The organism is Serratia sp. LS-1, from assembly GCF_003719595.1.
Lineage (GTDB): Bacteria > Pseudomonadota > Gammaproteobacteria > Enterobacterales > Enterobacteriaceae > Serratia > Serratia ureilytica.
Genome location: NZ_CP033504.1, coordinates 620,560 through 646,823, shown reverse-complemented (window position 1 = coordinate 646,823; position 26,264 = coordinate 620,560). Strand labels below are relative to the sequence as shown.

Below are 26,264 nucleotides of genomic sequence, written 5' to 3'. Positions count from 1 at the left end.
CGGCAACACTTCACCGCAGCACATCACATTTGGCCTTTTATCATAGAAAGAAAGAAGGCCATTTTCTGGAGACGCCATGTCCGCTGCGTTGATTATCATCGACCTGATCGAGGATCTTATCGGGCCCAAAGGCCGCGCCAACCACTGCCGTGAACAGGTGGCGGCGACCCACCTGCTCGCCAACGTCAATGCCGCCGCGGCCTATGCGCGGGTGCGAAAAATCCCGGTAATTTGGGTGCGGGTGGGATTCGCCGACGATTATCATGACATCCCGCCTCACTCGCCGCTGTTCAACCATCTCAAGCAGATCGGCGCGCTGCGGCTAAACGGCCCGGGATGCCGCTGGGTGCCCGAACTGCACCGGGAAGAGACCGATCTGCAGTTTGAAAAAACGGCGGTTAGCGCCTTCTCCGGTAACAATTTGTTAGCCTGGCTGCGGCAACATCGGTGCCACCATTTGCTGCTGGCGGGCATCAGCACGCCGCTCGCCATCGAAAGCACCGCGCGTCAGGCGCACGACGCCGGCTTTCAGGTGACCGTATTGCACGATCTGTGCGCAGCCCCTACGCAGGAGATCCACCAGCAGAGTCTGGATACCCTGCAAAATCTGGCCGAAATCACCCGTTCGCAGGCCTGGATGAGAGGTTAACCTGCATCGCCGCCGGTTGTGTCGGCCGGCATAATGCACGAATGCATCACTGCCCCGACCTTTAGCGTCATTCTGGTGTGCTACTATCCGCTTTAGCGCTCAATTTCGCCATCATCGCACGCCGCAAAGGCGCTGAGCGCCGTGTACATATTTTAAAGGGACATATTATGTGGGGCGTACTGGCTGCTTCGTTATTTTTCTTGCCGTTTAACCGGCTGATAGCCTGGGTGATCCTGGCCGCCTCGGCGGGCATGGGGCTTTATCATGGGGTGCTGACGCCACTCAGCCTGGGTTGCCTGTTGGCCATCGTGGCGCTGGCGGGTCTACGTCATTATTTTCGCGCGCAGCGTAATCTGGCGATCGCGCTCGAAGGGTTGGTGATCGCCGGCTGCGTGGCGCTGTTCTTGCATCTGGTGCCTGGCATCCACAACCAGCTGATGATCGACGGCGAAAAGGCCGGCCCGCTCAGCGCGCCGTTCACCATGTATTACAACTTCGACAAGGCGATGGTGCCGTTCCTGCTGTTCGCCTGCTTGCCCACATTGTTTTCCGCCGAACGCGGCGGCAACGGCGGCAAGGCGGGCTGGATTGCGCTGCTGCTGGCCGTGCCGGCGCTGTTGCTGCTGGCGGTGTCGCTGGGCGGCTTAAAAATCGAGCTGCATGCGCCCGCCTGGATCCTGCCCTTCGTTATGGCGAACCTGTTCTTCGTCTGCATGGCCGAAGAAGCGCTGTTTCGCGGCTACCTGCAGCAGCGCCTCAGCCAGTGGCTGGGGGCCTGGCCGGCGCTGATCGTCGCCTCCCTGGTGTTCGGCGCCGCGCATCTGGCGGGCGGTACGCTGATGGTGATCTTCGCGACCCTCGCCGGGGTGATCTACGGCCTGGCGTGGATGTGGAGCGGCCGTCTGTGGGTGCCGATTCTGTTCCATTTCGGGCTTAATCTGACCCATCTGCTGTTCTTCACCTACCCGCTGTATCAGCATCCCTAACGTCTGACGCCGGCAGAGAGCGCTTCTCTGCCGGTGGCTGGATGAAAACGCTATCACAAGCGCCTCACCGCCCCGCCATCAACCGCTTTGCATGCTGCTTTACGCCGCCTGTCCGGCGCTTTGCACCGAAGTGTAAACGATTCCATTTTTCGCGTTGGATCACCTTTTTATCGCTGTAGTCATGCTATCTTTTTGCGCATTGACCACTCCCTGTTCAGCAATGGGCGTATCAAGACGGTAATTGGAAGCGATTACACCCTCGTCGACGCCAAGAAAGGAACCGTATGACGGAATTTAACCCTATCGACCATCCGCACCGCCGCTTTAACCCGCTGAGCGGCCAGTGGGTGCTGGTCTCACCGCACCGCGCCAAGCGCCCCTGGCAGGGCCAACAGGAGAGCGTCCCCACGGCAACGCTGCCGACGCACGATCCCGACTGTTTCCTGTGCCCGGGCAATGCGCGCGTCACCGGCGGTCGCAATCCGGAATATCGCGGCACCTATGTCTTTACCAACGATTTCGCCGCGCTGATGAGCGATACGCCGCCGGCGCCCGACAGCCACGATCCGCTGATGCGCAGCCAGAGCGCGCGCGGCGTCAGCCGGGTTATCTGTTTCTCTCCCGATCACAGCAAGACCCTGCCCGAACTGACGCTGCCGGCGCTGGAGCAGGTGGTCACCGCCTGGCAGGCGCAAACCGAGGAGCTGGGCAAGCACTACCCCTGGGTGCAACTGTTCGAAAACAAAGGCGCGGCGATGGGCTGCTCCAACCCGCACCCGCACGGGCAGGTCTGGGCCAACAGTTTTCTGCCGAACGAGGCCGAACGCGAAGATCGCCTGCAACACGACTATTTCCGGGAACATGCCTCCCCGCTGCTGCTGGACTATGCGCAGCGCGAGCTGGCCGCAGGCGAACGCATCGTGGTGAACACCGAACACTGGCTGGCGGTGGTGCCCTACTGGGCCGCCTGGCCGTTTGAAACGCTGCTGCTGCCGAAAACGGCGGTGCAGCGCATCACCGATCTCAGCGCGGCGCAAAGCCGCGATCTGGCGCTGGCGCTGAAGAAGCTGACCAGCCGCTACGACAACCTGTTCCAGTGCTCGTTCCCCTATTCGATGGGATGGCACGGCGCGCCGTTCAATGGCGCCGACAACCGGCACTGGCAGCTGCACGCCCATTTCTATCCGCCGCTGCTGCGTTCAGCCAGCGTGCGCAAATTTATGGTCGGTTACGAGATGCTGGCGGAAACCCAGCGTGACCTGACCGCCGAACAGGCCGCAGAGCGTCTGCGCGCCGTCAGCGATATTCATTACCGTGAAGCCGGAGCCCAAGCATGAGCCTGAAACCGCTTACCCATTCCCTGTTTACCGAACACTTCGGCTATGCGCCGGCGTTGACCATCCAGGCGCCGGGGCGGGTGAACCTGATCGGCGAGCACACCGATTACAATGACGGCTTCGTGCTGCCCTGCGCCATTGATTACCAAACCGTTATCGCCTGCGCCAAACGCGACGACCGCCAGATCCGCGTGCTGGCCGCCGATTATCAGAATCAGCAGGATCAATTCTCGCTCGACGATCCGATCGTCAGCCATCCCGACCAGCGCTGGTCCGACTATGTCCGCGGCGTGGTGAAGCACCTTCAGCGCCGTAACGCCGATTTCGGCGGCGCGGATCTGGTGATCGCCGGCAATGTGCCACAGGGCGCGGGGCTCAGCTCCTCCGCCGCGCTGGAAGTGGCGGTGGGCCAGGCGCTGCAGGCGCTCTATCAGCTGCCGCTGGACGGCGTCGCGCTGGCGCTGAACGGCCAGGAGGCGGAGAACCAATTCGTCGGCTGCAACTGCGGTATCATGGACCAGCTGATCTCCGCGCTCGGCCGGCGCGACAGCGCTCTGCTGATCGACTGCCGCTCGCTGGAGACCCGCGCGGTGCCGATGCCGGACAGCGTGGCGGTGGTGATCATCAACTCCAATGTACAACGCGGGCTGGTGGACAGCGAATACAACACCCGCCGCAAACAGTGCGAAGAAGCGGCGCGTTTCTTCGGCGTCAAGGCGCTGCGCGACGTCAGCCCCGAACAGTTTGCAGCGCGTCAACATGAGTTGGATCCGTTGGTGGCCAAACGCGCGCGCCATGTCATCAGCGAGAATGCCCGCACGCTGGCGGCGGCCGATGCGCTGACGGCCGGCGATCTGCAACGCATGGGCCGGCTGATGGCGGAGTCTCACGCCTCGATGCGTGACGACTTTGAAATCACCGTGCCGCCAATCGATCGGTTGGTCGAGATTGTCAAAGCGATCCTCGGCCCGCGCGGCGGCGTGCGCATGACCGGAGGCGGCTTTGGCGGCTGCATCGTCGCGCTGATGCCGCAGGACCTCGTGGAAACGGTGCGCGCCGCCGTGGCGCACGAGTATCCGCTGCAAACCGGCGGATTGCGGGAAACGTTTTACGTCTGCCAGGCTTCGCAGGGGGCCGGCACATGCTGACGGTGAGCACGGAAGCGGCGCCCGATGGGCAGCCTTACCAACTGACGCGGCTGCAAAACGCCGGCGGCATGACCGTCACCCTGATGGACTGGGGCGCCACCTGGTTGTCCGCGGTATTGCCGCTCACATCCGGCGAAAAACGCGAGCTGCTGCTCGGCTGCCGCAGCGCCGCGGACTATCAACGTCAGGGCGCCTATCTGGGCGCCACCGTTGGCCGTTACGCCAACCGCATCGCCAATGCCAGCCTGCCCATCGTCGGTAAATCCCATGCGCTGCTCGCCAATCAGGGCGCGCACCAGTTGCACGGCGGCCCCGACGGTTTTCATGCCCGCCGCTGGCGCCGGGTACAGCAGGATGCGCACCAGGTCTGCTATGCGCTGCATTCAGCGGATGGCGATCAGGGCTTCCCCGGCAATCTCGACGTGCAGGTTTGCTACCGCCTGACCCCCGATAATCGTCTGGAAATCAGCTATCTGGCGCAGGTCGATCGCCCCTGCCCGGTCAACCTGACCAACCACGCCTATTTCAATCTGGACGGCCCCGGCACCGACGCCCGCGCCCAACGGCTGCAGCTGTTCGCCGATCGCTATCTGCCCGTCGACGCCGAGGGCATTCCCTGCGCCGAGCTGACGCCGGTGGACGGCAGCGGCATGGATTTTCGTCAACCGAAAACGCTGCTGCAGGATTTCCTGCGCGATCGCGACCAACAGCGGGTCAACGGCTACGATCACGCCTTTCTGTTGCACCGCATCTGCGGCGCGCTGGAAAGCCCGGCGGCCCATTTATGGTCCGCCGACGGGCAGGTGCAAATGAGCGTGTTCACCGACGCACCTGCGCTGCAACTCTACAGCGGCAATTTTCTGGCCGGCACGCCGGCGCGCGACGGCGGCAGCTATGCCAACCATGCCGGCGTGGCGCTGGAAAGCGAGTTTTTGCCGGACAGCCCGCACCATCCCGAGTGGCCGCAGCCGGATTGCTGGCTGCAGCCGGGGAGCCGCTACCGCAGCGCCACGCATTATCAGTTTTATCCTATCTAACCCGCCATGCCCCTCGCCGTACGGCCGGGGGCGATTTGTTATAAATGCTTACCTTTTAGCCCTATCCCCCCGCCGGCGCCCACCTTCCCTTATTCCAAAGCGCGCACTACACTCAGGCTACCGTGATAAGCACAACGCCTTGTGCAACGTCACAATTTTCGGCCGATGGCGGCCAATCAATAGCTGAAGGAACACCTATGCGTCTGATTACTGCACTTCCATTGCTGGCGGGCTTAATGCTGAGCACCAATCTGATGGCGGCCGACGCGACGACGGCGACGAAAACGCCTTCGCCGGCGCAGGCGGCCCAACAGAAACGCATGACCGATTGCAACCAGCAGGCATCCACCAAGTCGCTGAAAGGCGCGGACCGCTCCACCTTTATGAGCACCTGTCTGAAATCCGAAGGCGCCGCTGCAACGGGCAAAACCCTGACGCCGCAGCAGCAGAAGATGAAAAGCTGCAACGCCGACGCCAAGACCAAGGATCTGAAGGGCGACGCGCGTAAAACCTTCATGAGCAACTGCCTGAAAAAATCGGCCTGATTTTCCCTCTGCCACGGCGCGTCCGAAGCGATTCCGACGCGCCGTTTCTCCCCCTTCCGCCCCAGCCTGAACGATTCAGCTTTTTCCTTTCTCCAGCCCTTACTTTGCGGCAAGAAATTGGCTATGGTTAGACACTATCGATTGCCGAGCCCCGGCCCGCGGCAATATAATGATTTTCGTTATCATTGAAATGTCAGATTATTAAGGAGTTAAGCTATGGCTGTAACTAAGCTGGTTCTGGTGCGTCACGGCGAAAGCCAGTGGAACCAAGAAAACCGCTTCACCGGTTGGTATGATGTTGATCTGTCCGACAAGGGCCGCACCGAAGCGAAAGCAGCAGGCAAGCTGTTGAAAGAAGAAGGTTTCACTTTCGACTTCGCTTACACCTCCGTACTGAAGCGCGCGATCCACACCCTGTGGAACATCCTCGACGAGCTGGATCAGGCCTGGTTGCCAACCGAAAAATCCTGGAAGCTGAACGAACGTCACTACGGCGCGCTGCAGGGTCTGAACAAAGCCGAAACCGCTGAAAAATACGGCGACGAGCAGGTGAAGCAATGGCGTCGCGGCTTCGCGGTGACCCCGCCGGAGCTGACCAAAGAAGACGAACGTTATCCTGGCCACGATCCGCGTTACGCCTCGCTGACCGAGCAAGAGCTGCCGCTGACCGAAAGCCTGGCGCTGACCATCGATCGCGTTATCCCTTACTGGGACGAAGAGATCCTGCCACGCATCAAGAGCGGCGAGCGCGTGATCGTTGCGGCGCACGGCAACTCGCTGCGCGCGCTGGTGAAATACCTGGATAACCTGAGCGAAGACGAAATCCTCGAGCTGAACATCCCAACCGGCGTGCCGTTGGTGTATGAGTTCGACGAGAACTTCAAGCCAACCAAACGTTACTACCTGGGTAACGCCGATGAGATCGCTGCAAAAGCGGCGGCCGTGGCGAACCAGGGTAAAGCGAAGTAATTTCGCCGGTTCACGAAAAAGCCCCCGGTTTTCACCGGGGGCTTTTTTATTTCTGCTGCGCCATCGCCTCATTTACCGCATCCAGCCGTTCCTGCATCGCCGGATGAGTGCTGAGCCAGGCAGGCAGCGCCCAGTCATCGGTCTTTTCTCGTTCAGGCGCCTGCGCCAACGCGCGGTAGATCGCCGCCATTTCCGCCAGCGAACGCCCCTGGCGCTGCATTTCCGCTATCGCAAACGCATCCGCCTCACGCTCCATCCCGCGAGAAAACTGCATCTCATTTACGAAGGATGCGGACTGCAGCAACGTGTCGCCGATGCCGCTGACGTCACCCGTCATCCACATCAGCGTCAATGCCACCAGTGACGAGCGCACCAACATGCGCATCGGATGGCGATAAGCGTGATGCCCCATTTCGTGCAGCATCACCGCCGCCAAGCCATCGTCGTTTTTCGACAAGGTGACCAGGCTATCGCTGAGCACCAGCGTGCCGTCCGGCAACATAAAGGCGTTCGGCGCGCCGGGCGCCGCCATCAACTTCAGCGAGAGCGGCGTGCGCTCTTGGCGCATGTCAGCCGGCATCACCTGCCGGAACAGCTGCTGCAGCGCCCGTTGCCGTTCGGCCGGCAGTGCCGAGGGCGCGAAGCCACTCTGCTCCAAGAACGTCTGCGTATGTTCGCCCAGCTTCTGTTCCACCGAGGTGGGGATGCGCATGGCGATCTCGCTGCTCGCCCACGGCAGCACCACGTAAACGTAAGTCACTACCGCCAGCAGCGTCATCAGCAGCGCCAGGGCGACGCCGCGTTTATGGCGTTCCAGGCGATGCACCCAACCCGGCGAACGGCGCTGATAGAACCAGCGGCGAAAGGCCGCGTCGTCATCGGGCACAAAACGCCCGCCGCCCTTGAAGGTAAGCGTCAGCGGAATATTGCCCAGCGCGGCAGAAACGGTGATGTCCGTCAGCGGGATGTAACGCTGTTCATCCTGCCGCTGCAACGTCACGCCTTCGCCGCTTTCGTTCACCAGCAGACGAGCCGCCTCACGTGCGGCCCGCCCCGGCAACTGATAAGCGCCTTCAAGGATCATCGGCGCCTCAGAAGCTGCCGCCCAGATCCAGCGCCTGCACCGCTTCTTCGGCCACCGCGCTGTTGGCGGTTTCCTGATGCGCCGTAATGTCCAGCAGCGCCAGATCGCCTTCAACCGCCGTGCACGCCGCCAGATAACGGGCATGACGCACTTCCGCCACCGGCGCCGCCAAACCGAGCGAGAACAGGGTAATCAGGGTATTGGTGATCAACAATCCCATGTACGGCAGCGTTTTCATTGAGGAATGCAGCTTGATGTCGCCGTTCAGCCTTGCCTGGTTAAACAGGTAGTTGCGTTGGGCGACAACTTGGTAGCTGCTGGCCACCAGGGCGCCGATCAGCAGCACCACCATCATCAGCAGAAGGCTGCTGATATTGTCCAGCACCAGCACATCGATGGCTTCGTTGGTCAACATGCCCATCAACACCATCTGATAGAGGGTAAAGAAGAACGAACCGATGCACACCAGCGCGACCAACATGAACGGCAGGAATATGAGCAGGCCGATCAAGGCAAATTTGATAAAGGCCGATTTCTTCAGTTCGGCAATAAACGGCGTGTTCCCGAAAAACAGGTTATTAACGTACAAATCATGCTGCAGTGCGCTAATAATGCCGTTTACCGCCGCAAATGCCGGCACGGCCAAAATCAGCGTCAGCACCAGCATAAATGCGATGGCGTTGATGCTGCCAAGACCGCTGCCAATGCCGAGCAAGACGATCAGACCGACATACAGTCCGATAATCAGCAATAACGGGCAGAATAGCAAAGCCCAATAGGCGCGCCCGGTGCGGCAGACATAATTAAAGCGCACGCCGCGATAGCTCGACATAATCGCATTGTAGCGCCAGCTGCGGATAACGATCCACGGCAACAGGGCAAGCAATACCAGCAGCGCCAACAGCCCCAGCAATGGCGTCACCGCCAGCAGGAAATAAAATACGATGATGCCGCCGATCACCAACAGCCGTCCTTTCAGAATTTGCAGCGGCTGCGCATGATAATCGAAACGATCGCCGTCCAATTCCGTGTTGCCGTAAAAATAGCGACGACGACGCACCGTCGCCCAGGCGGAATAGATGCCCAGGGTCAGAGCGGTCAATAACGCGTTGACTAACCAAATAGCGAAGTACTCACCACCTTTCCCATGGAATTTAATCCGGTGCAGCCCCAGCGGCTGCGAGGTATTGTTTGTCATAATTCTTTCATCCTGAAAGGAATAAGGTCATACCACTCCCCACTTATTAGGCCTGCGGGGTTTATGGAATAAAAAAGCGTCTTATATAAGCACAATGCCGAGAGCGGTGACAATTATTCTTTTATTAAATAGGAATAATGCGAATACGGCCGCTTAAAGATTTAATAAGCCTATTGACTGTAGGCCTTAAATTGACAGGAGATATAAAATTTTAAGGTAAATAGAAAAAGGGCCCGCTGGCGAGCCCCTCTTTACGCGATTAACCGCGGCGCGCTTTCACCGCCGCCGCCAGATCGCGCAGCACGGTTTCGGTATCCTGCCAGCCGATGCAGCCGTCGGTGACGCTCTTGCCGTAAACCAGCGGCTCGCCGCTTTCGAGGCTCTGGTTGCCTTCCACCAGGTGGCTTTCGATCATTACACCGATAATCGCTTTTTCACCGCCGCCAATTTGCCCGCAAACATCGGCGCTCACGTCCATCTGTTTTTTGAACTGTTTGCTGCTGTTGGCATGGCTGAAGTCGATCATCACCTGCGCCGGCAGCCCCGCTTTGCTCAGACCAGCTTTGACGTCCTTCACATGCGCCGCGCTGTAGTTTGGCTCTTTGCCGCCGCGCAGGATAATGTGGCAGTCACCGTTGCCGCTGGTGTTAACGATCGCCGAGTGGCCCCATTTGGTCACCGACAGGAAGCAGTGCGGCGCGCCGGCGGCGTTGATGGCGTCGATCGCCACCTTGATGGTGCCGTCGGTGCCGTTCTTGAAGCCGACCGGGCACGAGAGACCAGAGGCCAGTTCACGGTGCACCTGCGATTCCGTGGTGCGCGCGCCGATGGCGCCCCAGCTCATCAAATCCGCCAGGTACTGCGGCGTGATCATGTCGAGGAATTCGCCGGCGGCCGGCAACCCGCTGTCGTTGATCTCCACCAGCAGCTTGCGCGCCAGGCGCAGGCCGTCGTTGATGTTGAAGCTGTTGTCCATTTGCGGATCGTTGATCAGGCCTTTCCAGCCCACGGTGGTGCGCGGTTTTTCGAAGTACACGCGCATCACCACTTCCAGCTCGCCGCTCAGTTCTTCACGCAGCGCCAGCAGGCGCCCCGCGTACTCTTTGGCGGCTTGGGTATCATGGATGGAGCAAGGGCCAATCACCACCAGCAGGCGATCGTCGCTGCCGCGGAGGATATTGTGAATTGCGCTGCGGGCCTGGGACACCGTCTTTGCCGCGCGTTCAGTGGCCGGGAATTTCTCCAGCAAAGCCACCGGCGGCAGGAGTTCCTTAATATCATTAATGCGTAAATCGTCGTTTTGGTAATTCATAGCTTTTCCATTCGGTATCGTGGGGTATTTCGCAGTGCGTAACGGTGTAGATCCCAACAATCTAGCCTGTGAGAATGGCGCTGTAAATCACCTTTGCCCCCCGCCGCTGGAACCGCCAAATTAACAGCAGATTGTGCTGTTTCATCTGGCGAGCGCAGAGCCTCCTTTTTCGCTATGCTAGCGATCAGAATATAAAGTGACCCGAGTTGAACATGCCCTCTCTGCTATTAGTTGATGACCACCCGGTGGTTCATGTCGCACTGGAAGCGGCGCTAATGAAATCATCCCGCCCCTACCGCCTGCAGGCGGCGCAGGATGACGTACAGGCGCTGGCCCTGCTGGCCGAGGCCGCTTTCGGCCTGGTGATCCTGGATATCGGCCTGCCGCAGGTCGACGGGCTGCAGCTGTTGAAAAAAATCCGCCGCCGCTATCCGCAACAAAAGATCCTGATCTATACCGCGCAGGAAGCCGATGTCTATGCGCGCATGGCGCATGCCGCCGGCGCCGACGGTTTCGTCAATAAAGGCAGCTCGCTGGCGGAGTTGGTGCAGGCGATCGAACAGGTGCTGGACGGTGAAATCAGCTTCCCCGCCGCCGCGCTGGCCGAAGAGGCGCCGACGGCGGACGGCGGGCTGCTCACCCCTAAGGAGCTCGAGGTGCTGGGCTTGCTGAGCCAGGGGCTGTCCAACCTGCAGATCGCCGACCGGCTGCACATCAGCAACAAGACTGTCAGCACGCACAAAAAAAACATCCAGCGCAAAACCGGCGCCGGCAACCTGCTGGAACTGGTGGCGGTGTTTAAAGAGCTGGCGCCATGATGCGCCGCGCCCTGCTGCTGCTGATCCTGTGGTGCGGCCTGGCGCAGGCGGCGGAGCCGGTGCGCTATCAGCTGGTCAGCAACCTGAATACCCCCGAGAATATGCTGATCGTCGGCGAGAAAAATCCCTGGCGCGATCGCACGCTGCGCGTCGGTATCATCAGTGAGAACACCAGCCCGTACAACATCATCGTGGACGACGATCTGTATGGGCTGAACGCCGACTACCTCGGCTATATCCAGCAGGTGACCGGCATCCGCTTCGCCATTTACGGCTTCGCCGATCTGACCCAGCTGGAACAGGCGCTGCACGACGGCAAGGTCGACCTGCTGTACGGCATCCCGCAGAGCGAAGCGCTGCACGGGCTGGAGATCTCCCAGCCTTACTACATCAGCAACCTGCGCGTATTGCGCGATCGCAGCAACGATAGGCCGGTGATGCTCAATTCCGCCAACGCCCGCGTCGCGATCGGCGCGCTGACCGACATGCAGTCCGGCGGCGCCCTGCAGGCGGTGGCGTCGCAGATCCAGCGCTACGACAACAACCTGCAGGCGGTCTATTCGCTGCTCAACGGCAGCAGCGACTACTTTATCGCCGACGAGGCCAGCGCCAGCTTTATCATCGACCAGCTGCAGCTCGGCCAGCTCTATCAAATTGAAAGCAACGAGAACCTGGGCAACCTGTCCTTCGTGTTCGCCGCCGCCGATCCGCGCCTGATAGACACGCTGGACACCGCCATCGCCGACGCGCCGATGGAACTGATGAATGCCCTGCAGAGCCGCTGGAGCAAAAAGATCCCCAGCTACCTCGATACCGGCAATGCCGATCTGACGACGATGGAGAAGAATTGGGTGGCGAGCCACCGCGTGGTTTACTACGCCGCCATCGAGAACAACTTCCCGTTCGCCTACCGCGGTTCCGACGGCCAGCCGCGCGGCTACGCCATCGATATTCTCAACATCATCGCGCAAAACACCGGGCTGCGTTTCGCGCCGCTGTGGGCGCGCAACGCCGAGCAGGCCGATCAGCTGGTGCAATCCGGCCAGGCCAGCTTCCGCGCCGCCCTGCCGCTGGCGCGCGGCGTCAAGGCGCGCTATGGCGCCAGCATGCCGATCCACCGTTCGCTGTGGGGCGTTTACGTCGGCCAGTATGCCAACGGCGTCTCGACCTGGAGCGATCTGGCCGGCAAGCGCATCGGCGTGCTGCAGGGCGATTTGGCGCAGGGGCTGGTGCCGGAACAGGAACAGACCGTCAGCTTCGCCGACAGCAAGTCGATGTACGACGCGCTGGCCAACGGCCAGTTGGATGCGCTGGTGGATAACGTCATTTCCGCCAACTTTTTGGCGCTGTCGCGCTATTCCGGCGCCATCAAACTGGCCTTCGCCGCCAACAACATCCCCTATCCGGTAGCGTTCGGCGTACGCCGCGATCAGCCGCTGCTGCTGGCGATCCTCGATAAGAACCTGATGCAGATCCCGGCGGATACCCTGCAATCGCTGCGCGACGAGTGGATCGTCGACCGCAGCAACCTTATCGACGCGGTGAACGACAACCGCATGCCGCCGCAGACCACCTGGCTGCTGGCGCTGTTGGCCGCCGCCACCGTGTTGCTGTTGGCGCTGACGCTGCGCCGTTTCATGCTGCAGCGCCGTGAAAAACGCGAACGCGAGGAGCTCGAGCAGGCGCGCCGCCGCGCCGAAGCGGAAAACCGCATGAAGAGCAAATTCCTCGCCACCGTCAGCCATGAACTGCGCACGCCGATGCACGCCATCCTTGGCCTGCTGGAACTGGAACTCAAACGCCAACCTGCGCCGGAAGGCCTGCCGGTGATTTACAGTTCGGCCTCATCGCTGCTCAACCTGCTCAACGACCTGCAGGATCACGCCCGACTGGAAACCGGGTCGTTGACGTTGGCGCCAAAACCGGTGGCGCTGCGCCCCTGGGTCGCGCGCATTGACGCCCTTTACCGGCCACTTATCGGCGAACGGCCGTTGACGTTGAAGGTGACGGCAGATCCGGCGCTGCCGGAGGCGGTGGTCATTGATGGTGAGCGTTTACTTCAGGTGGCTAACAACCTGATAAACAATGCGATAAAGTTCACGACGCGCGGAACCATTCAGGTCGAGGTCGGCTGGCGCGCGCAGGATGAACGACGGGGAGAGTTGCAGTTAACGGTGAACGACAGCGGCTGCGGCATCGCCGCCGATGAGGTAGGCAAGCTGTTTCAACCGTTTTACCGCGCGCGCGGCGCGCAACGCATCTCGGTGCAAGGTACCGGTTTGGGCCTGTCTATCTGCAAAGAAATCGTCGAACAGATGGGCGGCCGCATAGAGCTGCACTCGCAGCCGGGCATCGGCACCCGCGTCGAGGTAGTGATACCGGTCGAGCTGAGCGGCGACGCGCCGGCTGGCGCCCAGGAGGAGCACACCTTTGCTCTGCCGTCTTCCGCCTTGCGTACCGCGCTGATCGACGATCATCCCACCAATTTGTTGCTGCTGGAACGCCAACTGCGCCACTTCGGGCAGCAACCCGCCCGCTTCGAACAAGGCTATGCGCTGCTGAAGGCCCAGCGACGGCAGCCGTTTGACCTGTTGTTTATCGACTATAACATGCCGCGCCCGGACGGCCTGACGCTGGCCAGGCTGATCCGGCGCGACGAACAGCAGCTGCAGCGCCCGCCTTGCCGCATCGTGCTCTGTTCGGCGGACGTGCAGGAGTTTACCCGCATCCCGCCGGGGCTGGTGGCGATCGATCACTTCCTGACCAAGCCGATTTCGCTGACGGCGATCGGCCAGGTATTGGCTCAGCAACCGCAGGCTCAGGAAGAAAAGTCAGTCCTTACTGACCTACGGCAAACGCTGGCCGAAATGGCGGGCGGCGATCGCGCCATGCTGCAGCGGCTGGCGCAGACGCTCGGCGATACGCTGCGGCAAGACCGGCAGCGGCTCGCGGACGCCGTCGCCGCGAACGACTGGCCTCGCCTGGAGCAGGCGGCACACCGCATCAAGGGCAGCCTGCTGATGCTGCAGTTGCCGGAAGCCGCGCAGCTATGCCAACAGCTGGTGGATACCGCACGTCGGGGCGAGCTTGCCGCCGCCGCTTATACTAAATTAAAGGCGTTAGTGGCGCAGATAGAACCGGAGCTGGACGCTCTGCTCGCCGCCGCCCCCACTTTCGCTATGCATAAGGATGAATAATGTCGGACACTCCACACGTACACCTGCCGAAAGACAGTAATAGTAAACGCCTACTGACCGCTTTTTTAGTCACCGCCGTCTTTATGGTGGCCGAGGTGGTCGGCGGCCTGTTGTCCGGCTCGCTGGCGCTGTTGGCCGACGCCGGCCATATGTTGACCGACGCCGCCGCGCTGCTGGTGGCGCTGATGGCGGTGCACTTCTCCCAGCGCAAACCCAACGCGCGCCACACCTTCGGCTACCTGCGCCTGACCACGCTGGCGGCCTTCCTCAACGCCGCGGCGCTGCTGGTGATCGTGGTATTCATCCTGTGGGAGGCGATACGGCGTTTCTTCGAACCGCAGCCGGTGATGGGTACCCCGATGCTGATCATCGCCATAGCGGGGCTGCTGGCGAACCTGTTCGCCTTCTGGCTGCTGCATCGCGGCAGCGAAGAGAAAAATATCAACGTGCGCGCCGCCGCGCTGCATGTGCTGGGCGACCTGCTCGGCTCGGTGGGCGCTATCGTCGCGGCCATCGTTATTCTCGCCACCGGCTGGACGCCGATTGACCCGATCCTGTCGGTGCTGGTCTCCTGTCTGGTGCTGCGCAGCGCCTGGCGGCTGCTGAAGGAGAGCTTCCACGAGCTGCTGGAAGGCACGCCGCAGGAGGTCGATATCGCCAAGCTGCAAAAAGACCTGTGCCTGAACATCCCGGAAGTGCGCAATATCCACCACGTACACGTCTGGCAGATCGGCGAACAGAAGCTGATGACGCTGCATGCGCAGGTGATCCCGCCACATGACCACGATGGGCTGTTGCAACGCATCCAGGCTTATCTATTGCAACACTACAAGATCGGCCACGTGACCATTCAGATGGAGTACCGGCACTGCGAGACGCCGGACTGCGGTATCAATCGGGCGCCGGAGCCGAGTGAACACTCACATGCCGAAGCGCATTCGCACCTGGGGCATCGCCACTAAGCCAGGAGGGCGCCATCACGGCGCCCTCTGCGTTGTTACGGAGCGGAAGATAACGGATTGGAATGGTTGCGCCCGGCGCTCTTGATCCACAGCCAGGAGCCGTTCAGCGCGATCAGCGTCAGAATGACGTACTCCAGCGCCATCGCGTAAACGCCCTGGTAAGCGAAGATCGCCACGCTGATGACATCGATCACCACCCACAGCAGCCAGTTTTCCACGTACTTGCGCGTCATCAGGATCATCGCCACGATGGACAGCACCATCATCGCCGAATCCCAGAACGGGAAGGCGTCCGGCTGCAGCGTCGGCATCTGTACGTTCAGCCCCAGCCCTTGCATCACCGCCACCGCAATCTGCGTCAGCCAGGCGAACACGCGGTCGATGTTAAAGGTCATCAGGCCAATGCCGATGACGCACACCGCCGCCCAAGCCAGTGCTTTCGGCAGCGGCAGCCAGCGGATCTGCAGCTCAGCCTGATTATCCTGCGTCTGGCGGCTCCAGGCATACCAACCGTAAATATTGGCGCCGAAGAAAAACAGCTGCAGCAGCAGGCTGGCGTACAGCTGGATCTGGAAGAAAATCACCGCGAACAGCGTGACGTTGATCAGACCGAACAGGTAGTTGACGATTTTTTCCTTGCTGGCGTACCAGATGCACAGCAATCCGAACAGGGTGCCGATGGCTTCGATCCACGACAGATCGTAACCGCCCGCGCCAAGCGGAATGTGCACCAGAATATTGCTGGTACTGAAGAAGCTCATGAGGTCATCCTTTTAAACGGTTAAGCGTTGCCTTTAACCTGCATCTTAAGCTGAGCGGCGAAATCCAGCATGCGGTTCAGCGGCACCAGCGCCTTTTCACGCAACGCAGCGTCCACGTGGATCTCATGCTGTGCGCCCCCCTGCTCCAGACCTTCGGCAATCGCCTTCAGGCCATTCATCGCCATCCACGGGCAATGCGCGCAGCTGCGGCAGGTCGCGCCTTCTCCGGCGGTCGGCGCTTCGAACAGCTCCTTGTCCGGACAGGCCTGCTGCATCTTGTAAAAGATACCGCGATCGGTGGCAACGATCAGCTGTTGATGCGGCAATGTTTTCGCCGCCTGAATCAACTGGCTGGTAGACCCCACCGCATCCGCCAGCTCGACCACCGCCTGAGGCGATTCGGGATGCACCAGGATAGCCGCCTGCGGATAGAGCGCCTTCATGCGCCGCAGTGCCTGGGTCTTGAACTCGTCATGGACAATGCAGGCGCCTTGCCAGCACAGCACGTCGGCGCCGGTCTGCTTCTGCACGTAGCTGCCGAGATGGCGATCCGGCGCCCAGATAATTTTCTCGCCCAGGCTATCCAGATGCTCGATCAGTTCGACGGCGATGCTGGAGGTCACCACCCAGTCGGCGCGCGCTTTGACCGCCGCCGAGGTGTTCGCATAGACCACCACGGTGCGATCGGGATGGCGGTCGCAAAACGCATGGAACTCCTCTTCCGGGCAACCCAGGTCAAGCGAACATTCGGCAAACAGGGTCGGCATCAGCACCTGTTTTTCCGGGCTGAGGATCTTGGCGGTCTCCCCCATGAAGCGCACGCCGGCCACCAACAACGTGGAAGCCGGATGGGCGCTGCCGAAGCGCGCCATTTCCAGCGAATCCGCCACGCAGCCACCGGTTTCTTCCGCCAGCGCCTGGATTTCCGGATCGGTATAGTAGTGGGCGACCATCACCGCATTGCGCTGCTTGAGCAAGGTTTTGATCTTTTCGCGATAAAAGGCTTTTTCCGCTACGTCCAGCGGTACCGGTTTGGGCGGGAAAGGATACACCGCCGCGTTGACATCAAACATTTCACTCATCGCTGCAATCTCATGCTAGGCTGGGCGCCTGCCATTTGAATATCGCCTGCCGCAACGCCCTTCGTTTTATATACTAAACAAAATACCTAAAATTGCGCGAAAAGTCCGCTGATATTTTCAAATTTGCGCACTTAGTGTTTAATAGATTAAAAACACTGGAATGAGCCGCGCAGAACACAGCGGATAATGGCCTGGCGAAGACGCATAACGCCCAGGGAAGACCCGGATGCCGATTGGCGCAGAGTTGAAACGAGAAAGCAGGGATTCAGGTTGGGGTGCTGCAGAGGCGAAAAAAGCGCCAAAAGGCGCTTTTTTCTGAATGGGTGGGTCGTGCAGGATTGATTCGGCCTGTGGCCTCACCCTGCGGGCAACGCTGCGCGTTGTCGTATCGCTGCGCGATGCTCGAACCTCTACGGTTCTCATCCTGCACAACTCGGTAAACTCTGTTGGCAAGAGGATAAGTCAGGTTTGGGTGTTACAGAAACGAAAAAAGCGCCAAAAGGCGCTTTTTTCTGAATTGGTGGGTCGTGCAGGATTGATTCGGCCTGTGGCCTCACCCTGCGGGCAACGCTGCGCGTTGTCGTATCGCTGCGCGATGCTCGAACCTGAACGCAGGATCTCACCCGCACGACTCAGTGGGCTATGTCAGCAAGAAGATAAAGGCAGAGCCAGGTAGGCGCAGATGCGAAAAAAGCGCCAAAAGGCGCTTTTTTCTGAATTGGTGGGTCGTGCAGGATTCGAACCTGCGACCAATTGATTAAAAGTCAACTGCTCTACCAACTGAGCTAACGACCCGCAGTGTGGTGGGTGATGACGGGCTCGAACCGCCGACCCCCTCCGTGTAAAGGAGATGCTCTACCAACTGAGCTAATCACCCACTGCTGTGGTACTGCTATTTTTCACATCTTGTCCACTCAAAGAATGGTGGGTCGTGTAGGATAACTCGCCCTTCGGGCCACCACCGGAGTGATGTTGTCTCGCTTCGCGAGACTCGAACCTTTACGGTTCTCATCCTGACGATTTAACACCTTGCTCTATTAAAGAGTGGTGGGTCGTGCAGGATTCGAACCTGCGACCAATTGATTAAAAGTCAACTGCTCTACCAACTGAGCTAACGACCCACTGATGTGGTTTACTGCTGATGGCGAATAGGTTATTGGAACCGACTCGCGGAAAACAAGGATGGGGATGTTCAGGACAACTCGACGGGTACTCGACTCGGACCTTTACTTTGCCACATCAAACCGATTCTGAAGCTGCCATTCTTAAAGAATGGTGGGTCGTGCAGGATAACTCGGCCTTTGGCCTCGCCCTTGCGGGCCATCACCGGAGTGATGTTGTCTCGCTTCGCGAGACTCGAACCTTTACGGTTCTCATCCTTTACGATTCTCTATCGCAGCCATTCTTAAAGAATGGTGGGTCGTGCAGGATTCGAACCTGCGACCAATTGATTAAAAGTCAACTGCTCTACCAACTGAGCTAACGACCCATAACAGTGGTGGGTGATGACGGGCTCGAACCGCCGACCCCCTCCGTGTAAAGGAGATGCTCTACCAACTGAGCTAATCACCCACTGTTGTGGTTACTGCTACTTCAGAAATTGGTGGGTCGTGCAGGATTCGAACCTGCGACCAATTGATTAAAAGTCAACTGCTCTACCAACTGAGCTAACGACCCAATTTCCCTGCCGCTTTAACATCTTGCAAGATGTCTTGGCAACGGCGGCATATATTACTAATTTATCTTGGCAGCGCAACCTAAATTTTTTACCGATGCGTTCAACTGCTTGTTCTTCACGCGAATGAGCCCAGAAATCGGTCAAATCGACTAACTTCTGGGCTCATTTTTCTAACCGTTAACCGCCTACGCGACTTTTCGCCTGCTTGGCCGCCGCACTGGTTGGGTATTGTTTAATCACCTGCTGGAACACGGCCTTGGCTTTATCGGCCTGCCCTTTTTCCTGCATGATGATACCCACCTTGTACATGGCGTCCGGCGCCTTCGGTGATTTAGCGTAATTCTTCACCACCACCGCAAAATAATAGGCCGCATCGTCTTTTTTACCCTTGTTGTAGAACAACTGGCCCAGCCAATAGTTGGCGTTGGGCTGGTAAGTAGACTTCGGGTACTGTTTTACGAAGGACTGAAAGGCGGAAATCGCCTGGTCATACTGTTTTTTTTCCAGCGCCAGAGAAACAGCGGCGTTGTAGTCGCTGTTCTCATCACCGCCGCTCGGCGTTGCAGAAGCGGCTGCAGGCGCGCTGCTGCCCGCATCGGAAGATGCGCCTGCGGCTGCCCCGCCGGCAGCGCCCGCTGCCGCAGAGGCGCTCTGAGCGCCGCCCTGGCTGAGGCTATCCATCTGTTGATAGATTTGCTTCTGGCGTTCAACGACCTGATTCAACTGATACTGGCTTTCCTGGATTTGCCCACGGAGAGAATCAATGTCGCGTTGATTGTCAGAGAGTTGTTGCTGGAGTTGGTTTAAAAGCTGGCCTTGAGCATTGCTGATGCGCTCAAGCGAGGTGACGCGGTCTTCGACCGAGCCGGAGCCGACATTACTGATTGGCGCTTGGGCAGTAGCGGCCCAAGGGGCCGCTACGCCAACCAGTAACGACAGACTCAACAGGTGACGTCTGAAGTTACTGTTCATGCGATTCTCTTAGTAAACCAGAACGGCACGACGGTTTTTAGCATAAGCCGCTTCGTCGTGGCCCAGTACTGCTGGTTTTTCTTTACCGTAAGAAACGATAGAGATCTGGTCAGCGGAAACGCCTTTACCCTGCAGGTACATTTTAACGGCGTTAGCACGACGCTCACCCAGAGCGATGTTGTATTCCGGCGTGCCGCGTTCGTCAGCGTGGCCTTCAACGGTCACTTTGTAAGACGGGTTGTTACGCAGGAATGCAGCGTGCGCGTCCAGCATCTGAGCGAATTCGGAGCTTACGTCATACTTGTCCAGGCCGAAGTAAACGATGTTGTTCTTCTGCAGTTCTTGCATCTGCAGACGAGCTTGTTCTTCGGAAGACAGGTTGCTGCTGCCGTTTTCCATACCAGTGCCGGCGCCAGCGCCCATACCAGATTGGTCGTTGTTCGCGCTTTTGTTAGAACTACAAGCTGCTACAGCCAGAACTGGCAGTGCCAGCAGAAGCCCTTTCAGCACTTTGTTCAGTTGCATTTCTTTGATCCTTTTATAGTTTGCCATACATATTTACACATGCATCACAGATACGGCGACCAGGCAGGGAATTTGACCTGTCCATCAGTTGCCGGAAGACGCGCTTTGAAACGCCCATCAGTTGACACCAACTGCAACACGGAGCCCATACCTTGCGTGGAGCTATAGATCACCATGGTGCCGTTTGGCGCAATACTAGGCGTTTCATCCAGGAAGGTGCCGGTCAAAACCTGAACGGCGCCCGATCCAAGATCTTGTTTGGCGATGTGTTGTGCACCACTGTTGGTGCTCACCATCACCAGGAATTTACCGTCGGAGCTGACTTCAGAATCCTGGTTCTGAGATCCTTCCCACGTCAGACGCTGTGCGGCACCGCCGCTGGCGCTGATTTTATAAATCTGCGGACGCCCGCCCTGGTCGGAGGTAAACGCCAGCGACTGGCCATCCGGGAACCAGGTCGGTTCGGTGTTGTTGTTGCGGCCATCGGTCAGCTGCGTGATCTGGCCGGAGCCGAGGTTCATCACGTACAGGTTCAGGCTGCCGCTCTTGGACAGCGCGAAGGCCAGCTTGCTGCCGTCCGGCGAGAACGCCGGCGCACCGTTGTGGCGCGGGAACGAGGCGATCTGGCGGATTGCGCCGTTAGCCAGGGTCTGTACCACCAGCGCGGAACGGCCGCTCTCGAAGGTCACGTAAGCCAATTTGCTGCCGTCCGGCGACCAGGCCGGCGACATCAGCGGCTCAGGCGAACGGTGCACCGTGAACTGGTTGTAACCGTCGTAATCCGCTACGCGCAGCTCGTACGGGAATTTCCCGCCGTTGGTCTGCACCACGTAGGCGATACGGGTGCGGAACGCGCCCTTGATGCCGGTCAGCTTCTCGAACACTTCGTCGCTGGCGGTATGGGCAGAATAACGCAACCACTGTTTGGTCACTTTATACTGGTTCTGCGCCAATACGGTGCCCGGCGAACCCGAGGTGTCCACCAACTGGTAGGAGATCAGGTAGCTGCCGTCGGCGCCAGGTTGAACCTGACCGACCACTACGGCGTCGATGCCCAATGCAGTCCAGGCCGCCGGCGTCACTTCAGACGCGGAGGTCGGTTGCTGCGGCATGCGCGCCACGTCGATCGGGTTGAATTTGCCGCTGTTGCGCAGATCCGCGCCGACAATCTTGCCGATATCTTCCGGCGGCGTGCCTGGGCCCGCCCATTTAAACGGCACCACGCCAATCGGACGAGCGGAGTCGACCCCTTGGGTGATTTCAATGCGAACTTCCGCGTGCAACACGGACGCCCACAGAATTAAAAAACCTAGCGCTACTCGAAATGCCTGCTTCATCTCATCTCCCTTATCCAGGCGGGATGCCTGCGATAAATTAGCAGAATTTTAACAAACCAACTTACGTAAAACTACATAATCCCTGTTGGTTACCTTAGTACATCCCTGTGATAACACTCACTCAATCAACCGTTATTGCGGTTTGAATTCAAGGATAGAATTCTTAAAGTGCTGATAAACGGCATCGCTCGGCGGCTTAGGTATGTGCGCCAACTTGGCGGCAGAGACCGCGGCCTGACACAAAGCAGGATCGCCGCCCGCCGCTTGTACGCTTATCAGCAGGCCGTCCGGCGCCAGCTTGATACGCAGGTCGCAGGTTTTGCCGGCGAACGAGCTGGCGTCATAGAACTTGCTCTGAATCGCCCCTTGGATCTGCCCCATATAACCGCTGATATCCGCCCCGCTGGCGCCCGCCGTTTTGGCATTGTCCTGCCCGGCCGGTTTACCGTCACCCTTCGATTTGGCACCGCCGCCTTTCGGCGCGTTCTTGCCATCCGCCAGGCCGCCAAACAGATCGCTAACTTCCTCCGATTGTTTCGCAGCCTCGGCGGCGGCCTTCTTCTTGGCGTCCGCAGCGGCTTTTTTGGCGGCAGCGGCTTTCTCGGCCGCCGCTTTCTTCTCTGCCTCGGCAGCAGCCTTCTTCTCGGCTTCCGCTGCGGCTTTTTTCTCGGCTTCAGCAGCCGCTTTCTTCTCCGCGGCCTCTGCAGCTTTCTTTTCTGCCGCAGCGGCGGCGGCTTTCTTCGCCTCTTCCGCCTGTTTCTTGGCGGCGGCGGCAGCGGCCGCTTCTTTCTTGGCTTCCGCTTCGGCTTTCTTCTGCGCGTCCGCCTGCGCCTTGGCGACCTTGTCCGCTTCGGCCTTCGCCTTGGCGGCGGCGGCTTCGGCGACCTTCTGTTGCTCTTGGGCCTTCGCAGCGGCGGCTTCCGCCGCTTTTTGCTGCTCGGCGGCCTGCTTCTGCTGCTCCGCCGCCTTCTGCTGTTGCTCAGCCTGCGCCTTGGCGTTCTGCGCGGCTTTCTCCTGCGCCGCCAAACGCTCTTTCTCCAGCTCTTTCAGGCGCTGCTGTTGCTCCGCCTGCTTCTGCTGAAGCTCTTCGGCCTGTTGCTCCGCTTTTTTCTGGCGCTGCTTCTCGGCACGCTGCGCATCGTTGCTCTGCTGCTGCTGGCGGTTGTACTGCTCCACCACGGCGCCGGGATCGACCATCACCGCGCCCACCACGGTGCCATCACCGCCACCGCCGGCGCCCATGTCGACCTTTTCCTGCAGCGATCCCCAAATCAGCAGGGCAATCAATATGAAGTGCAGAACGACCGAAACAATAACGGCGCGGTTCAGCTTATCGTTTTGCTCAGTTGCCTTTACCAAAATAGATTCCCAAAAACTGGTGTTGCTTATACGGGGTTCCTGGGCCGCAGCGCAGGAACCGGGTTGCCGTTCGCCTTACGGTCAGATCGGCTGGGTCATCAGCCCCACGGAAGCCACGCCCGCCTGATGGAGAATATTCAATGCCTTGATAATCTCATCGTAAGGGACTTCCTTCGCACCGCCGATCAAAAAGACCGTTTTCGGGTTAGCCGCCAAACGCGACTTGGCTTCGGCCGCGACTTGTTCAGGCGGCAGCAGCTCCATACGGTTGTGATCCACCACGAGGGTGTATTGACCTACGCCGGAAACCTCGAGGATCACCGGCGGATTGTCATCGCTGGACACCGTTTTGGAATCGGTGGCGTCCGGCAGGTCAACCTCCACGCTCTGCGTGATGATTGGCGCGGTTGCCATAAAGATCAGCAGCAGCACCAGCAACACGTCGAGCAGCGGAACGATGTTAATTTCGGACTTCAGCTCGCGCCGACTACGTCCACGTACTCTCGCCATGCTACCTCCTACTTATTTGCTGTCGCTGGAGAAGGCCTGACGATGCAGAATAGCGGTGAACTCTTCCATAAAGTTGTCGTAATTCTGCTCAAGCTTGTTGACGCGCTGGTTGAGACGGTTATAGGCCATTACCGCCGGGATGGCGGCGAACAGACCGATCGCGGTGGCGATCAGCGCTTCGGCGATACCCGGCGCCACCATCTGCAGCGTGGCTTGCTTCACCGCGCCCAGCGCGATAAAGGCGTGCATGATCCCCCACACGGTGCCGAACAGACCGATGTACGGACTGATCGAACCGACGGTGCCGAGGAACGGAATATGGGTTTCCAGCGTTTCCAGCTCGCGGTTCATCGAAATGCGCATCGCACGCGACGCTCCTTCGATCACCGACTCCGGCGCATGGTTGTTGGCGCGGTGCAGGCGGGCGAACTCTTTGAAGCCGGAATGGAAGATCTGCTCGGAACCGGTCAGGCTATCGCGACGCGCCTGACTTTCCTGGTACAGACGGGAAAGCTCGATACCGGACCAGAATTTGTCTTCAAAGGCTTCGGCGTCACGCGTCGCCGCATTGAGGATGCGGGTGCGCTGAATGATGATCGCCCAAGAGGCTACCGAGAAGCATATCAAAATCAACATGATAAGCTTAACCAGCAGGCTCGCCTTCAAGAATAAATCTAGGATGTTCATGTCAGTCACTGCTTAAACTCCGCGACAATAGACTTAGGAAGCGCTCTTGGCTTCATTTGGTGTGGATCAATACAGGCAATCAGGACATCTGCCTGGCTCAGTAGGGCCCCGTCAGAATTGACAATGCGTTGAGCAAACGTGAGAGAAGCCCCGCGCAGAGAGGTGATTTCACTCTGGACCTCCAGTTGCTCGTCGAGACGAGCCGGAGCCAGATAATCCACCGTCATGCGCCGGACGACAAAAGCGACTTGTTCACTGAGCAGCTGCTGTTGATGAAAGTTGTGCTGACGCAGCATCTCTGTGCGCGCTCTTTCAAAAAAGGCGACGTAGCGGGCGTGATAGACCACACCACTGGCATCGGTATCCTCGTAGTAAACGCGAACCGGCCATCGAAACAACGTATTACTCACTCTACTTCCCAGCAATGCAATTTAACGCTGCTACTATACGCAAGACAGATCGGGTTGGGAATGGGTTACAAGATGGGAATGAAAATAATTATGGGCCGTGAGGGCCCATAACGTGGGGACATCGGGGAGATTATAAAGAAACGTAAAGTAATCCTGCGCACAAGATCACAATTGCAGGAAGCGGCGCGAAAAAAGCGCGCCAGACGCTGCGCTGCGGGCGGAATCCGAAGCCGTGGATCACTCCGGCGCATACGGCCCAAATCAGCAACAGCCCTTCCCAAATCTCCAGCGAGCTGGTTTTGGCGGCGAAACGCGTCGGATCCCAGAACACGCACCCCGCCAAAATCAACGCCAGCACCAGGGAAAGGGCCCGAACCGGGCCCTTGTCGGTGACAGCGTACAGCTTGTCAATCACGGACGAGCTCATTACTTACCGTCTTGCTGAGCTTTGGTCGCTTCGCTCTGCTCAAGCGCCAGCGCCGTGATGATGCCGAAGGCGCAGGCAAGAAGCGTTCCGAGAATCCAGGCAAAATACCACATGGTTTAGCTCCTTATCCTTAGTACAGCGAATGCTTGTTGTTTTCGATGTAGTTCTTGTCGAGACGACCGAACATTTTGTAGTACGACCAGCTGGTGTACGCCAAAACGATAGGCACGAAGATCGCCGCCACGACGGTCATCACTTTCAGCGTCAACAGGCTCGACGTCGCGTCCCACATGGTCAGGCTGACGTTAGGCACGGTGCTGGACGGCATCACGAACGGGAACATGGTGACCCCGGCAGTGAGGATGACGCAGGCGATGGTCAGCGACGAGGTGACGAACGCCAGCGCGCCTTTCTCCAGACGCGAGAACAGGATTGTGAACAACGGCAGCACTACGCCCAGTGCAGGCAAGGCCCACAGCAGCGGATACTTGTTGAAGTTGATCAGCCATGCGCCGGCCTGATGCGCCACTTCTTTACGCAGCGGGTTGGATTCCGCCATGGTGTCCAGCGCCGAAGTGATCACGTAGCCGTCGATGCCTTTAACCAGCCACACACCCGCCAGCAGGAAGCATACCGCCATGATCAGCGTCGCGATCTGCGCTGCGGCGCGTGACCGCAGGTGGATCTCGCCGGTGGTGCGCATCTGCAGGTAGGTCGCGCCCTGAGTGACCAGCATGGTCAGACTGACCACGCCTGCCAACAGACCGAACGGATTCAGCAGTTGGAAGAAGTTGCCGGTGTAGAACAGACGCAGGTACTCGTCCACATGGAACGGCACGCCCTGCAGCAGGTTGCCGAACGCCACGCCGAACACCAACGCAGGCACGAAGGAACCGATGAAGATGCCCCAGTCCCACATGTTGCGCCAGCGGCTGCTCTCCAGCTTGGAACGGTAGTCAAAACCGACCGGGCGGAAGAACAACGCCGCCAGCACCAGGATCATGGCGACGTAGAAGCCCGAGAAGGCCGCTGCGTAGACCATCGGCCAGGCGGCGAACAGCGCGCCGCCGGCGGTGATCAGCCACACCTGGTTACCGTCCCAGTGAGGGGCGATGGAGTTGATCATCACCCGGCGCTCGGTATCGGTTTTACCGATGATGCGCACCAGGATGCCGACGCCCATGTCGAAACCGTCGGTGACGGCGAAGCCGATCAGCAGTACGCCAACCAGCACCCACCAGATAAATCGCAGTACTTCATAGTCAAACATACGT

The 26,264-nt window shown here is 59.3% G+C and carries 25 protein-coding genes, 6 tRNA genes and 4 other RNA genes; 10 read left to right on the top strand and 25 right to left on the bottom strand.

Annotated features, from left to right (window positions below):
* Positions 1 to 76: 76 nt before the first annotated feature.
* From EDY99_RS03170 to gpmA, 7 genes are all read left to right on the top strand, one after another.
* A complete protein-coding gene (locus EDY99_RS03170; protein ID WP_033642216.1) occupies positions 77 to 649 on the top strand; it encodes a cysteine hydrolase family protein in 573 nt (190 codons plus the stop codon).
* A 167-nt stretch (positions 650 to 816) separates the two neighbouring features.
* The gene (locus tag EDY99_RS03165; protein ID WP_123061453.1) at positions 817 to 1,635 is read left to right on the top strand and encodes a CPBP family intramembrane glutamic endopeptidase; all 819 of its coding nucleotides are present in this window, start codon (positions 817 to 819) and stop codon (positions 1,633 to 1,635) included.
* Positions 1,636 to 1,919: 284 nt separating this feature from the next.
* Positions 1,920 to 2,972 carry a galactose-1-phosphate uridylyltransferase gene (gene galT, locus EDY99_RS03160; RefSeq protein WP_123061452.1) on the top strand — a complete coding sequence of 351 codons (1,053 nt, stop codon included), beginning with the start codon at positions 1,920 to 1,922 and terminating at the stop codon, positions 2,970 to 2,972.
* Positions 2,969 to 4,120, top strand: coding sequence for a galactokinase (gene galK, locus EDY99_RS03155; RefSeq protein WP_123061451.1), 1,152 nt, complete (start codon positions 2,969 to 2,971; stop codon positions 4,118 to 4,120). The genes galT and galK overlap by 4 nt, the downstream gene beginning before the upstream one ends.
* The gene (gene galM, locus EDY99_RS03150) at positions 4,114 to 5,157 is read left to right on the top strand and encodes a galactose-1-epimerase (RefSeq protein ID WP_033642212.1); all 1,044 of its coding nucleotides are present in this window, start codon (positions 4,114 to 4,116) and stop codon (positions 5,155 to 5,157) included. Before galK ends, galM begins: the two co-directional genes overlap by 7 nt.
* Before the next feature lie 197 nt (positions 5,158 to 5,354).
* Positions 5,355 to 5,702, top strand: coding sequence for a PsiF family protein (locus EDY99_RS03145; RefSeq protein ID WP_033642211.1), 348 nt, complete (start codon positions 5,355 to 5,357; stop codon positions 5,700 to 5,702).
* A 216-nt stretch (positions 5,703 to 5,918) separates the two neighbouring features.
* Positions 5,919 to 6,671 (top strand): 2,3-diphosphoglycerate-dependent phosphoglycerate mutase, encoded by a 753-nt coding sequence (gene gpmA / locus EDY99_RS03140; protein WP_004939834.1) that lies wholly within the window; start codon positions 5,919 to 5,921, stop codon positions 6,669 to 6,671.
* A 46-nt stretch (positions 6,672 to 6,717) separates the two neighbouring features.
* On the opposite strand, the gene EDY99_RS03135 is transcribed toward gpmA, so the two are convergent.
* From EDY99_RS03135 to aroG, 3 genes are all read right to left on the bottom strand, one after another.
* On the bottom strand, positions 6,718 to 7,755 hold the full coding sequence (locus EDY99_RS03135; protein ID WP_046686585.1) for a M48 family metallopeptidase: 1,038 nt from the start codon (positions 7,753 to 7,755) through the stop codon (positions 6,718 to 6,720).
* Positions 7,756 to 7,762: 7 nt separating this feature from the next.
* Positions 7,763 to 8,953, bottom strand: a complete 1,191-nt coding sequence (locus EDY99_RS03130; RefSeq protein ID WP_033642207.1) for a YjgN family protein — start codon at positions 8,951 to 8,953, stop codon at positions 7,763 to 7,765.
* 259 nt (positions 8,954 to 9,212) lie between these two features.
* Positions 9,213 to 10,265: a 3-deoxy-7-phosphoheptulonate synthase AroG gene (aroG, locus tag EDY99_RS03125; RefSeq protein ID WP_025301893.1), complete on the bottom strand. Its 1,053-nt coding sequence runs from the start codon at positions 10,263 to 10,265 to the stop codon at positions 9,213 to 9,215.
* 212 nt (positions 10,266 to 10,477) lie between these two features.
* On the opposite strand from aroG, the gene EDY99_RS03120 reads away from it, so the two are divergent.
* The 3 genes from EDY99_RS03120 to zitB are packed head-to-tail and all read left to right on the top strand — an operon-like array spanning position 10,478 to position 15,242.
* Positions 10,478 to 11,083 (top strand): response regulator transcription factor, encoded by a 606-nt coding sequence (locus tag EDY99_RS03120; protein ID WP_033642206.1) that lies wholly within the window; start codon positions 10,478 to 10,480, stop codon positions 11,081 to 11,083.
* Positions 11,080 to 14,280: a transporter substrate-binding domain-containing protein gene (locus tag EDY99_RS03115; protein WP_047572329.1), complete on the top strand. Its 3,201-nt coding sequence runs from the start codon at positions 11,080 to 11,082 to the stop codon at positions 14,278 to 14,280. Before EDY99_RS03120 ends, EDY99_RS03115 begins: the two co-directional genes overlap by 4 nt.
* Positions 14,280 to 15,242 carry a CDF family zinc transporter ZitB gene (gene zitB, locus EDY99_RS03110; protein WP_033652340.1) on the top strand — a complete coding sequence of 321 codons (963 nt, stop codon included), beginning with the start codon at positions 14,280 to 14,282 and terminating at the stop codon, positions 15,240 to 15,242. Before EDY99_RS03115 ends, zitB begins: the two co-directional genes overlap by 1 nt.
* 35 nt (positions 15,243 to 15,277) lie before the next feature.
* On the opposite strand, the gene pnuC is transcribed toward zitB, so the two are convergent.
* From pnuC to cydB, 22 genes are all read right to left on the bottom strand, one after another.
* Positions 15,278 to 16,003 (bottom strand): nicotinamide riboside transporter PnuC, encoded by a 726-nt coding sequence (pnuC, locus tag EDY99_RS03105; RefSeq protein ID WP_033652339.1) that lies wholly within the window; start codon positions 16,001 to 16,003, stop codon positions 15,278 to 15,280.
* Positions 16,004 to 16,023: 20 nt separating this feature from the next.
* On the bottom strand, positions 16,024 to 17,085 hold the full coding sequence (gene nadA / locus EDY99_RS03100; protein WP_033642201.1) for a quinolinate synthase NadA: 1,062 nt from the start codon (positions 17,083 to 17,085) through the stop codon (positions 16,024 to 16,026).
* A gap of 321 nt (positions 17,086 to 17,406) precedes the next feature.
* A non-coding RNA gene (locus EDY99_RS03095) (RtT sRNA) lies at positions 17,407 to 17,529 on the bottom strand.
* Between the two features lie 74 nt (positions 17,530 to 17,603).
* A non-coding RNA gene (locus EDY99_RS03090) (RtT sRNA) lies at positions 17,604 to 17,728 on the bottom strand.
* Between the two features lie 76 nt (positions 17,729 to 17,804).
* A tRNA-Lys gene (locus tag EDY99_RS03085) sits at positions 17,805 to 17,880 on the bottom strand.
* 6 nt (positions 17,881 to 17,886) lie between these two features.
* A tRNA-Val gene (locus EDY99_RS03080) sits at positions 17,887 to 17,962 on the bottom strand.
* A gap of 45 nt (positions 17,963 to 18,007) precedes the next feature.
* Positions 18,008 to 18,117: non-coding RNA, RtT sRNA (locus EDY99_RS03075), on the bottom strand.
* 13 nt (positions 18,118 to 18,130) lie between these two features.
* Positions 18,131 to 18,206, bottom strand: a tRNA-Lys gene (locus EDY99_RS03070).
* A gap of 152 nt (positions 18,207 to 18,358) precedes the next feature.
* Positions 18,359 to 18,483, bottom strand: a non-coding RNA gene (locus EDY99_RS03065) — RtT sRNA.
* 15 nt (positions 18,484 to 18,498) lie between these two features.
* Positions 18,499 to 18,574: transfer RNA gene (locus EDY99_RS03060), tRNA-Lys, on the bottom strand.
* Between the two features lie 7 nt (positions 18,575 to 18,581).
* Positions 18,582 to 18,657: transfer RNA gene (locus EDY99_RS03055), tRNA-Val, on the bottom strand.
* A 29-nt stretch (positions 18,658 to 18,686) separates the two neighbouring features.
* Positions 18,687 to 18,762 (bottom strand) — tRNA-Lys (locus tag EDY99_RS03050).
* Positions 18,763 to 18,940: 178 nt separating this feature from the next.
* Entirely contained in the window at positions 18,941 to 19,735 is a 795-nt protein-coding gene (cpoB, locus tag EDY99_RS03045) for a cell division protein CpoB (RefSeq protein ID WP_004939852.1), read from the bottom strand.
* Between the two features lie 9 nt (positions 19,736 to 19,744).
* Positions 19,745 to 20,260, bottom strand: coding sequence for a peptidoglycan-associated lipoprotein Pal (gene pal / locus EDY99_RS03040; protein ID WP_004939853.1), 516 nt, complete (start codon positions 20,258 to 20,260; stop codon positions 19,745 to 19,747).
* A gap of 44 nt (positions 20,261 to 20,304) precedes the next feature.
* Positions 20,305 to 21,597 carry a Tol-Pal system beta propeller repeat protein TolB gene (gene tolB / locus EDY99_RS03035; RefSeq protein ID WP_004939856.1) on the bottom strand — a complete coding sequence of 431 codons (1,293 nt, stop codon included), beginning with the start codon at positions 21,595 to 21,597 and terminating at the stop codon, positions 20,305 to 20,307.
* Between the two features lie 132 nt (positions 21,598 to 21,729).
* A complete protein-coding gene (tolA, locus tag EDY99_RS03030) occupies positions 21,730 to 22,956 on the bottom strand; it encodes a cell envelope integrity protein TolA (protein WP_123061450.1) in 1,227 nt (408 codons plus the stop codon).
* Positions 22,957 to 23,037: 81 nt separating this feature from the next.
* Positions 23,038 to 23,466, bottom strand: coding sequence for a colicin uptake protein TolR (gene tolR / locus EDY99_RS03025; protein ID WP_004939859.1), 429 nt, complete (start codon positions 23,464 to 23,466; stop codon positions 23,038 to 23,040).
* 12 nt (positions 23,467 to 23,478) lie between these two features.
* A complete protein-coding gene (tolQ, locus tag EDY99_RS03020) occupies positions 23,479 to 24,162 on the bottom strand; it encodes a Tol-Pal system protein TolQ (protein WP_004939862.1) in 684 nt (227 codons plus the stop codon).
* Positions 24,159 to 24,563, bottom strand: coding sequence for a tol-pal system-associated acyl-CoA thioesterase (gene ybgC, locus EDY99_RS03015; RefSeq protein ID WP_004939863.1), 405 nt, complete (start codon positions 24,561 to 24,563; stop codon positions 24,159 to 24,161). Before ybgC ends, tolQ begins: the two co-directional genes overlap by 4 nt.
* 130 nt (positions 24,564 to 24,693) lie before the next feature.
* A complete protein-coding gene (gene ybgE, locus EDY99_RS03010) occupies positions 24,694 to 24,990 on the bottom strand; it encodes a cyd operon protein YbgE (protein ID WP_004939866.1) in 297 nt (98 codons plus the stop codon).
* Positions 24,990 to 25,103: a cytochrome bd-I oxidase subunit CydX gene (gene cydX / locus EDY99_RS03005; RefSeq protein ID WP_004939868.1), complete on the bottom strand. Its 114-nt coding sequence runs from the start codon at positions 25,101 to 25,103 to the stop codon at positions 24,990 to 24,992. The genes ybgE and cydX overlap by 1 nt, the downstream gene beginning before the upstream one ends.
* A gap of 17 nt (positions 25,104 to 25,120) precedes the next feature.
* Complete coding sequence (gene cydB, locus EDY99_RS03000) at positions 25,121 to 26,260, bottom strand: cytochrome d ubiquinol oxidase subunit II (protein ID WP_015376980.1); 1,140 nt, start codon at positions 26,258 to 26,260, stop codon at positions 25,121 to 25,123.
* Positions 26,261 to 26,264 lie beyond the last annotated feature (4 nt).

Excerpts from the sequence above, each read along its gene's own strand:
- gpmA (WP_004939834.1), top strand. The coding sequence starts at position 5,919 with ATGGCTGTAACTAAGCTGGTTCTGGTGCGTCACGGCGAAAGCCAGTGG.
- pnuC (WP_033652339.1), bottom strand. The coding sequence starts at position 16,003 with ATGAGCTTCTTCAGTACCAGCAATATTCTGGTGCACATTCCGCTTGGC.
- pal (WP_004939853.1), bottom strand. The coding sequence starts at position 20,260 with ATGCAACTGAACAAAGTGCTGAAAGGGCTTCTGCTGGCACTGCCAGTT.
- zitB (WP_033652340.1), top strand. The coding sequence starts at position 14,280 with ATGTCGGACACTCCACACGTACACCTGCCGAAAGACAGTAATAGTAAA.
- nadA (WP_033642201.1), bottom strand. The coding sequence starts at position 17,085 with ATGAGTGAAATGTTTGATGTCAACGCGGCGGTGTATCCTTTCCCGCCC.
- cydX (WP_004939868.1), bottom strand. The coding sequence starts at position 25,103 with ATGTGGTATTTTGCCTGGATTCTCGGAACGCTTCTTGCCTGCGCCTTC.
- tolR (WP_004939859.1), bottom strand. The coding sequence starts at position 23,466 with ATGGCGAGAGTACGTGGACGTAGTCGGCGCGAGCTGAAGTCCGAAATT.
- EDY99_RS03120 (WP_033642206.1), top strand. The coding sequence starts at position 10,478 with ATGCCCTCTCTGCTATTAGTTGATGACCACCCGGTGGTTCATGTCGCA.
- EDY99_RS03145 (WP_033642211.1), top strand. The coding sequence starts at position 5,355 with ATGCGTCTGATTACTGCACTTCCATTGCTGGCGGGCTTAATGCTGAGC.
- EDY99_RS03170 (WP_033642216.1), top strand. The coding sequence starts at position 77 with ATGTCCGCTGCGTTGATTATCATCGACCTGATCGAGGATCTTATCGGG.
- EDY99_RS03115 (WP_047572329.1), top strand. The coding sequence starts at position 11,080 with ATGATGCGCCGCGCCCTGCTGCTGCTGATCCTGTGGTGCGGCCTGGCG.
- EDY99_RS03165 (WP_123061453.1), top strand. The coding sequence starts at position 817 with ATGTGGGGCGTACTGGCTGCTTCGTTATTTTTCTTGCCGTTTAACCGG.
- aroG (WP_025301893.1), bottom strand. The coding sequence starts at position 10,265 with ATGAATTACCAAAACGACGATTTACGCATTAATGATATTAAGGAACTC.
- galK (WP_123061451.1), top strand. The coding sequence starts at position 2,969 with ATGAGCCTGAAACCGCTTACCCATTCCCTGTTTACCGAACACTTCGGC.
- tolB (WP_004939856.1), bottom strand. The coding sequence starts at position 21,597 with ATGAAGCAGGCATTTCGAGTAGCGCTAGGTTTTTTAATTCTGTGGGCG.
- cpoB (WP_004939852.1), bottom strand. The coding sequence starts at position 19,735 with ATGAACAGTAACTTCAGACGTCACCTGTTGAGTCTGTCGTTACTGGTT.
- EDY99_RS03130 (WP_033642207.1), bottom strand. The coding sequence starts at position 8,953 with ATGACAAACAATACCTCGCAGCCGCTGGGGCTGCACCGGATTAAATTC.
- EDY99_RS03135 (WP_046686585.1), bottom strand. The coding sequence starts at position 7,755 with ATGATCCTTGAAGGCGCTTATCAGTTGCCGGGGCGGGCCGCACGTGAG.
- cydB (WP_015376980.1), bottom strand. The coding sequence starts at position 26,260 with ATGTTTGACTATGAAGTACTGCGATTTATCTGGTGGGTGCTGGTTGGC.
- galT (WP_123061452.1), top strand. The coding sequence starts at position 1,920 with ATGACGGAATTTAACCCTATCGACCATCCGCACCGCCGCTTTAACCCG.
- ybgE (WP_004939866.1), bottom strand. The coding sequence starts at position 24,990 with ATGAGCTCGTCCGTGATTGACAAGCTGTACGCTGTCACCGACAAGGGC.
- galM (WP_033642212.1), top strand. The coding sequence starts at position 4,114 with ATGCTGACGGTGAGCACGGAAGCGGCGCCCGATGGGCAGCCTTACCAA.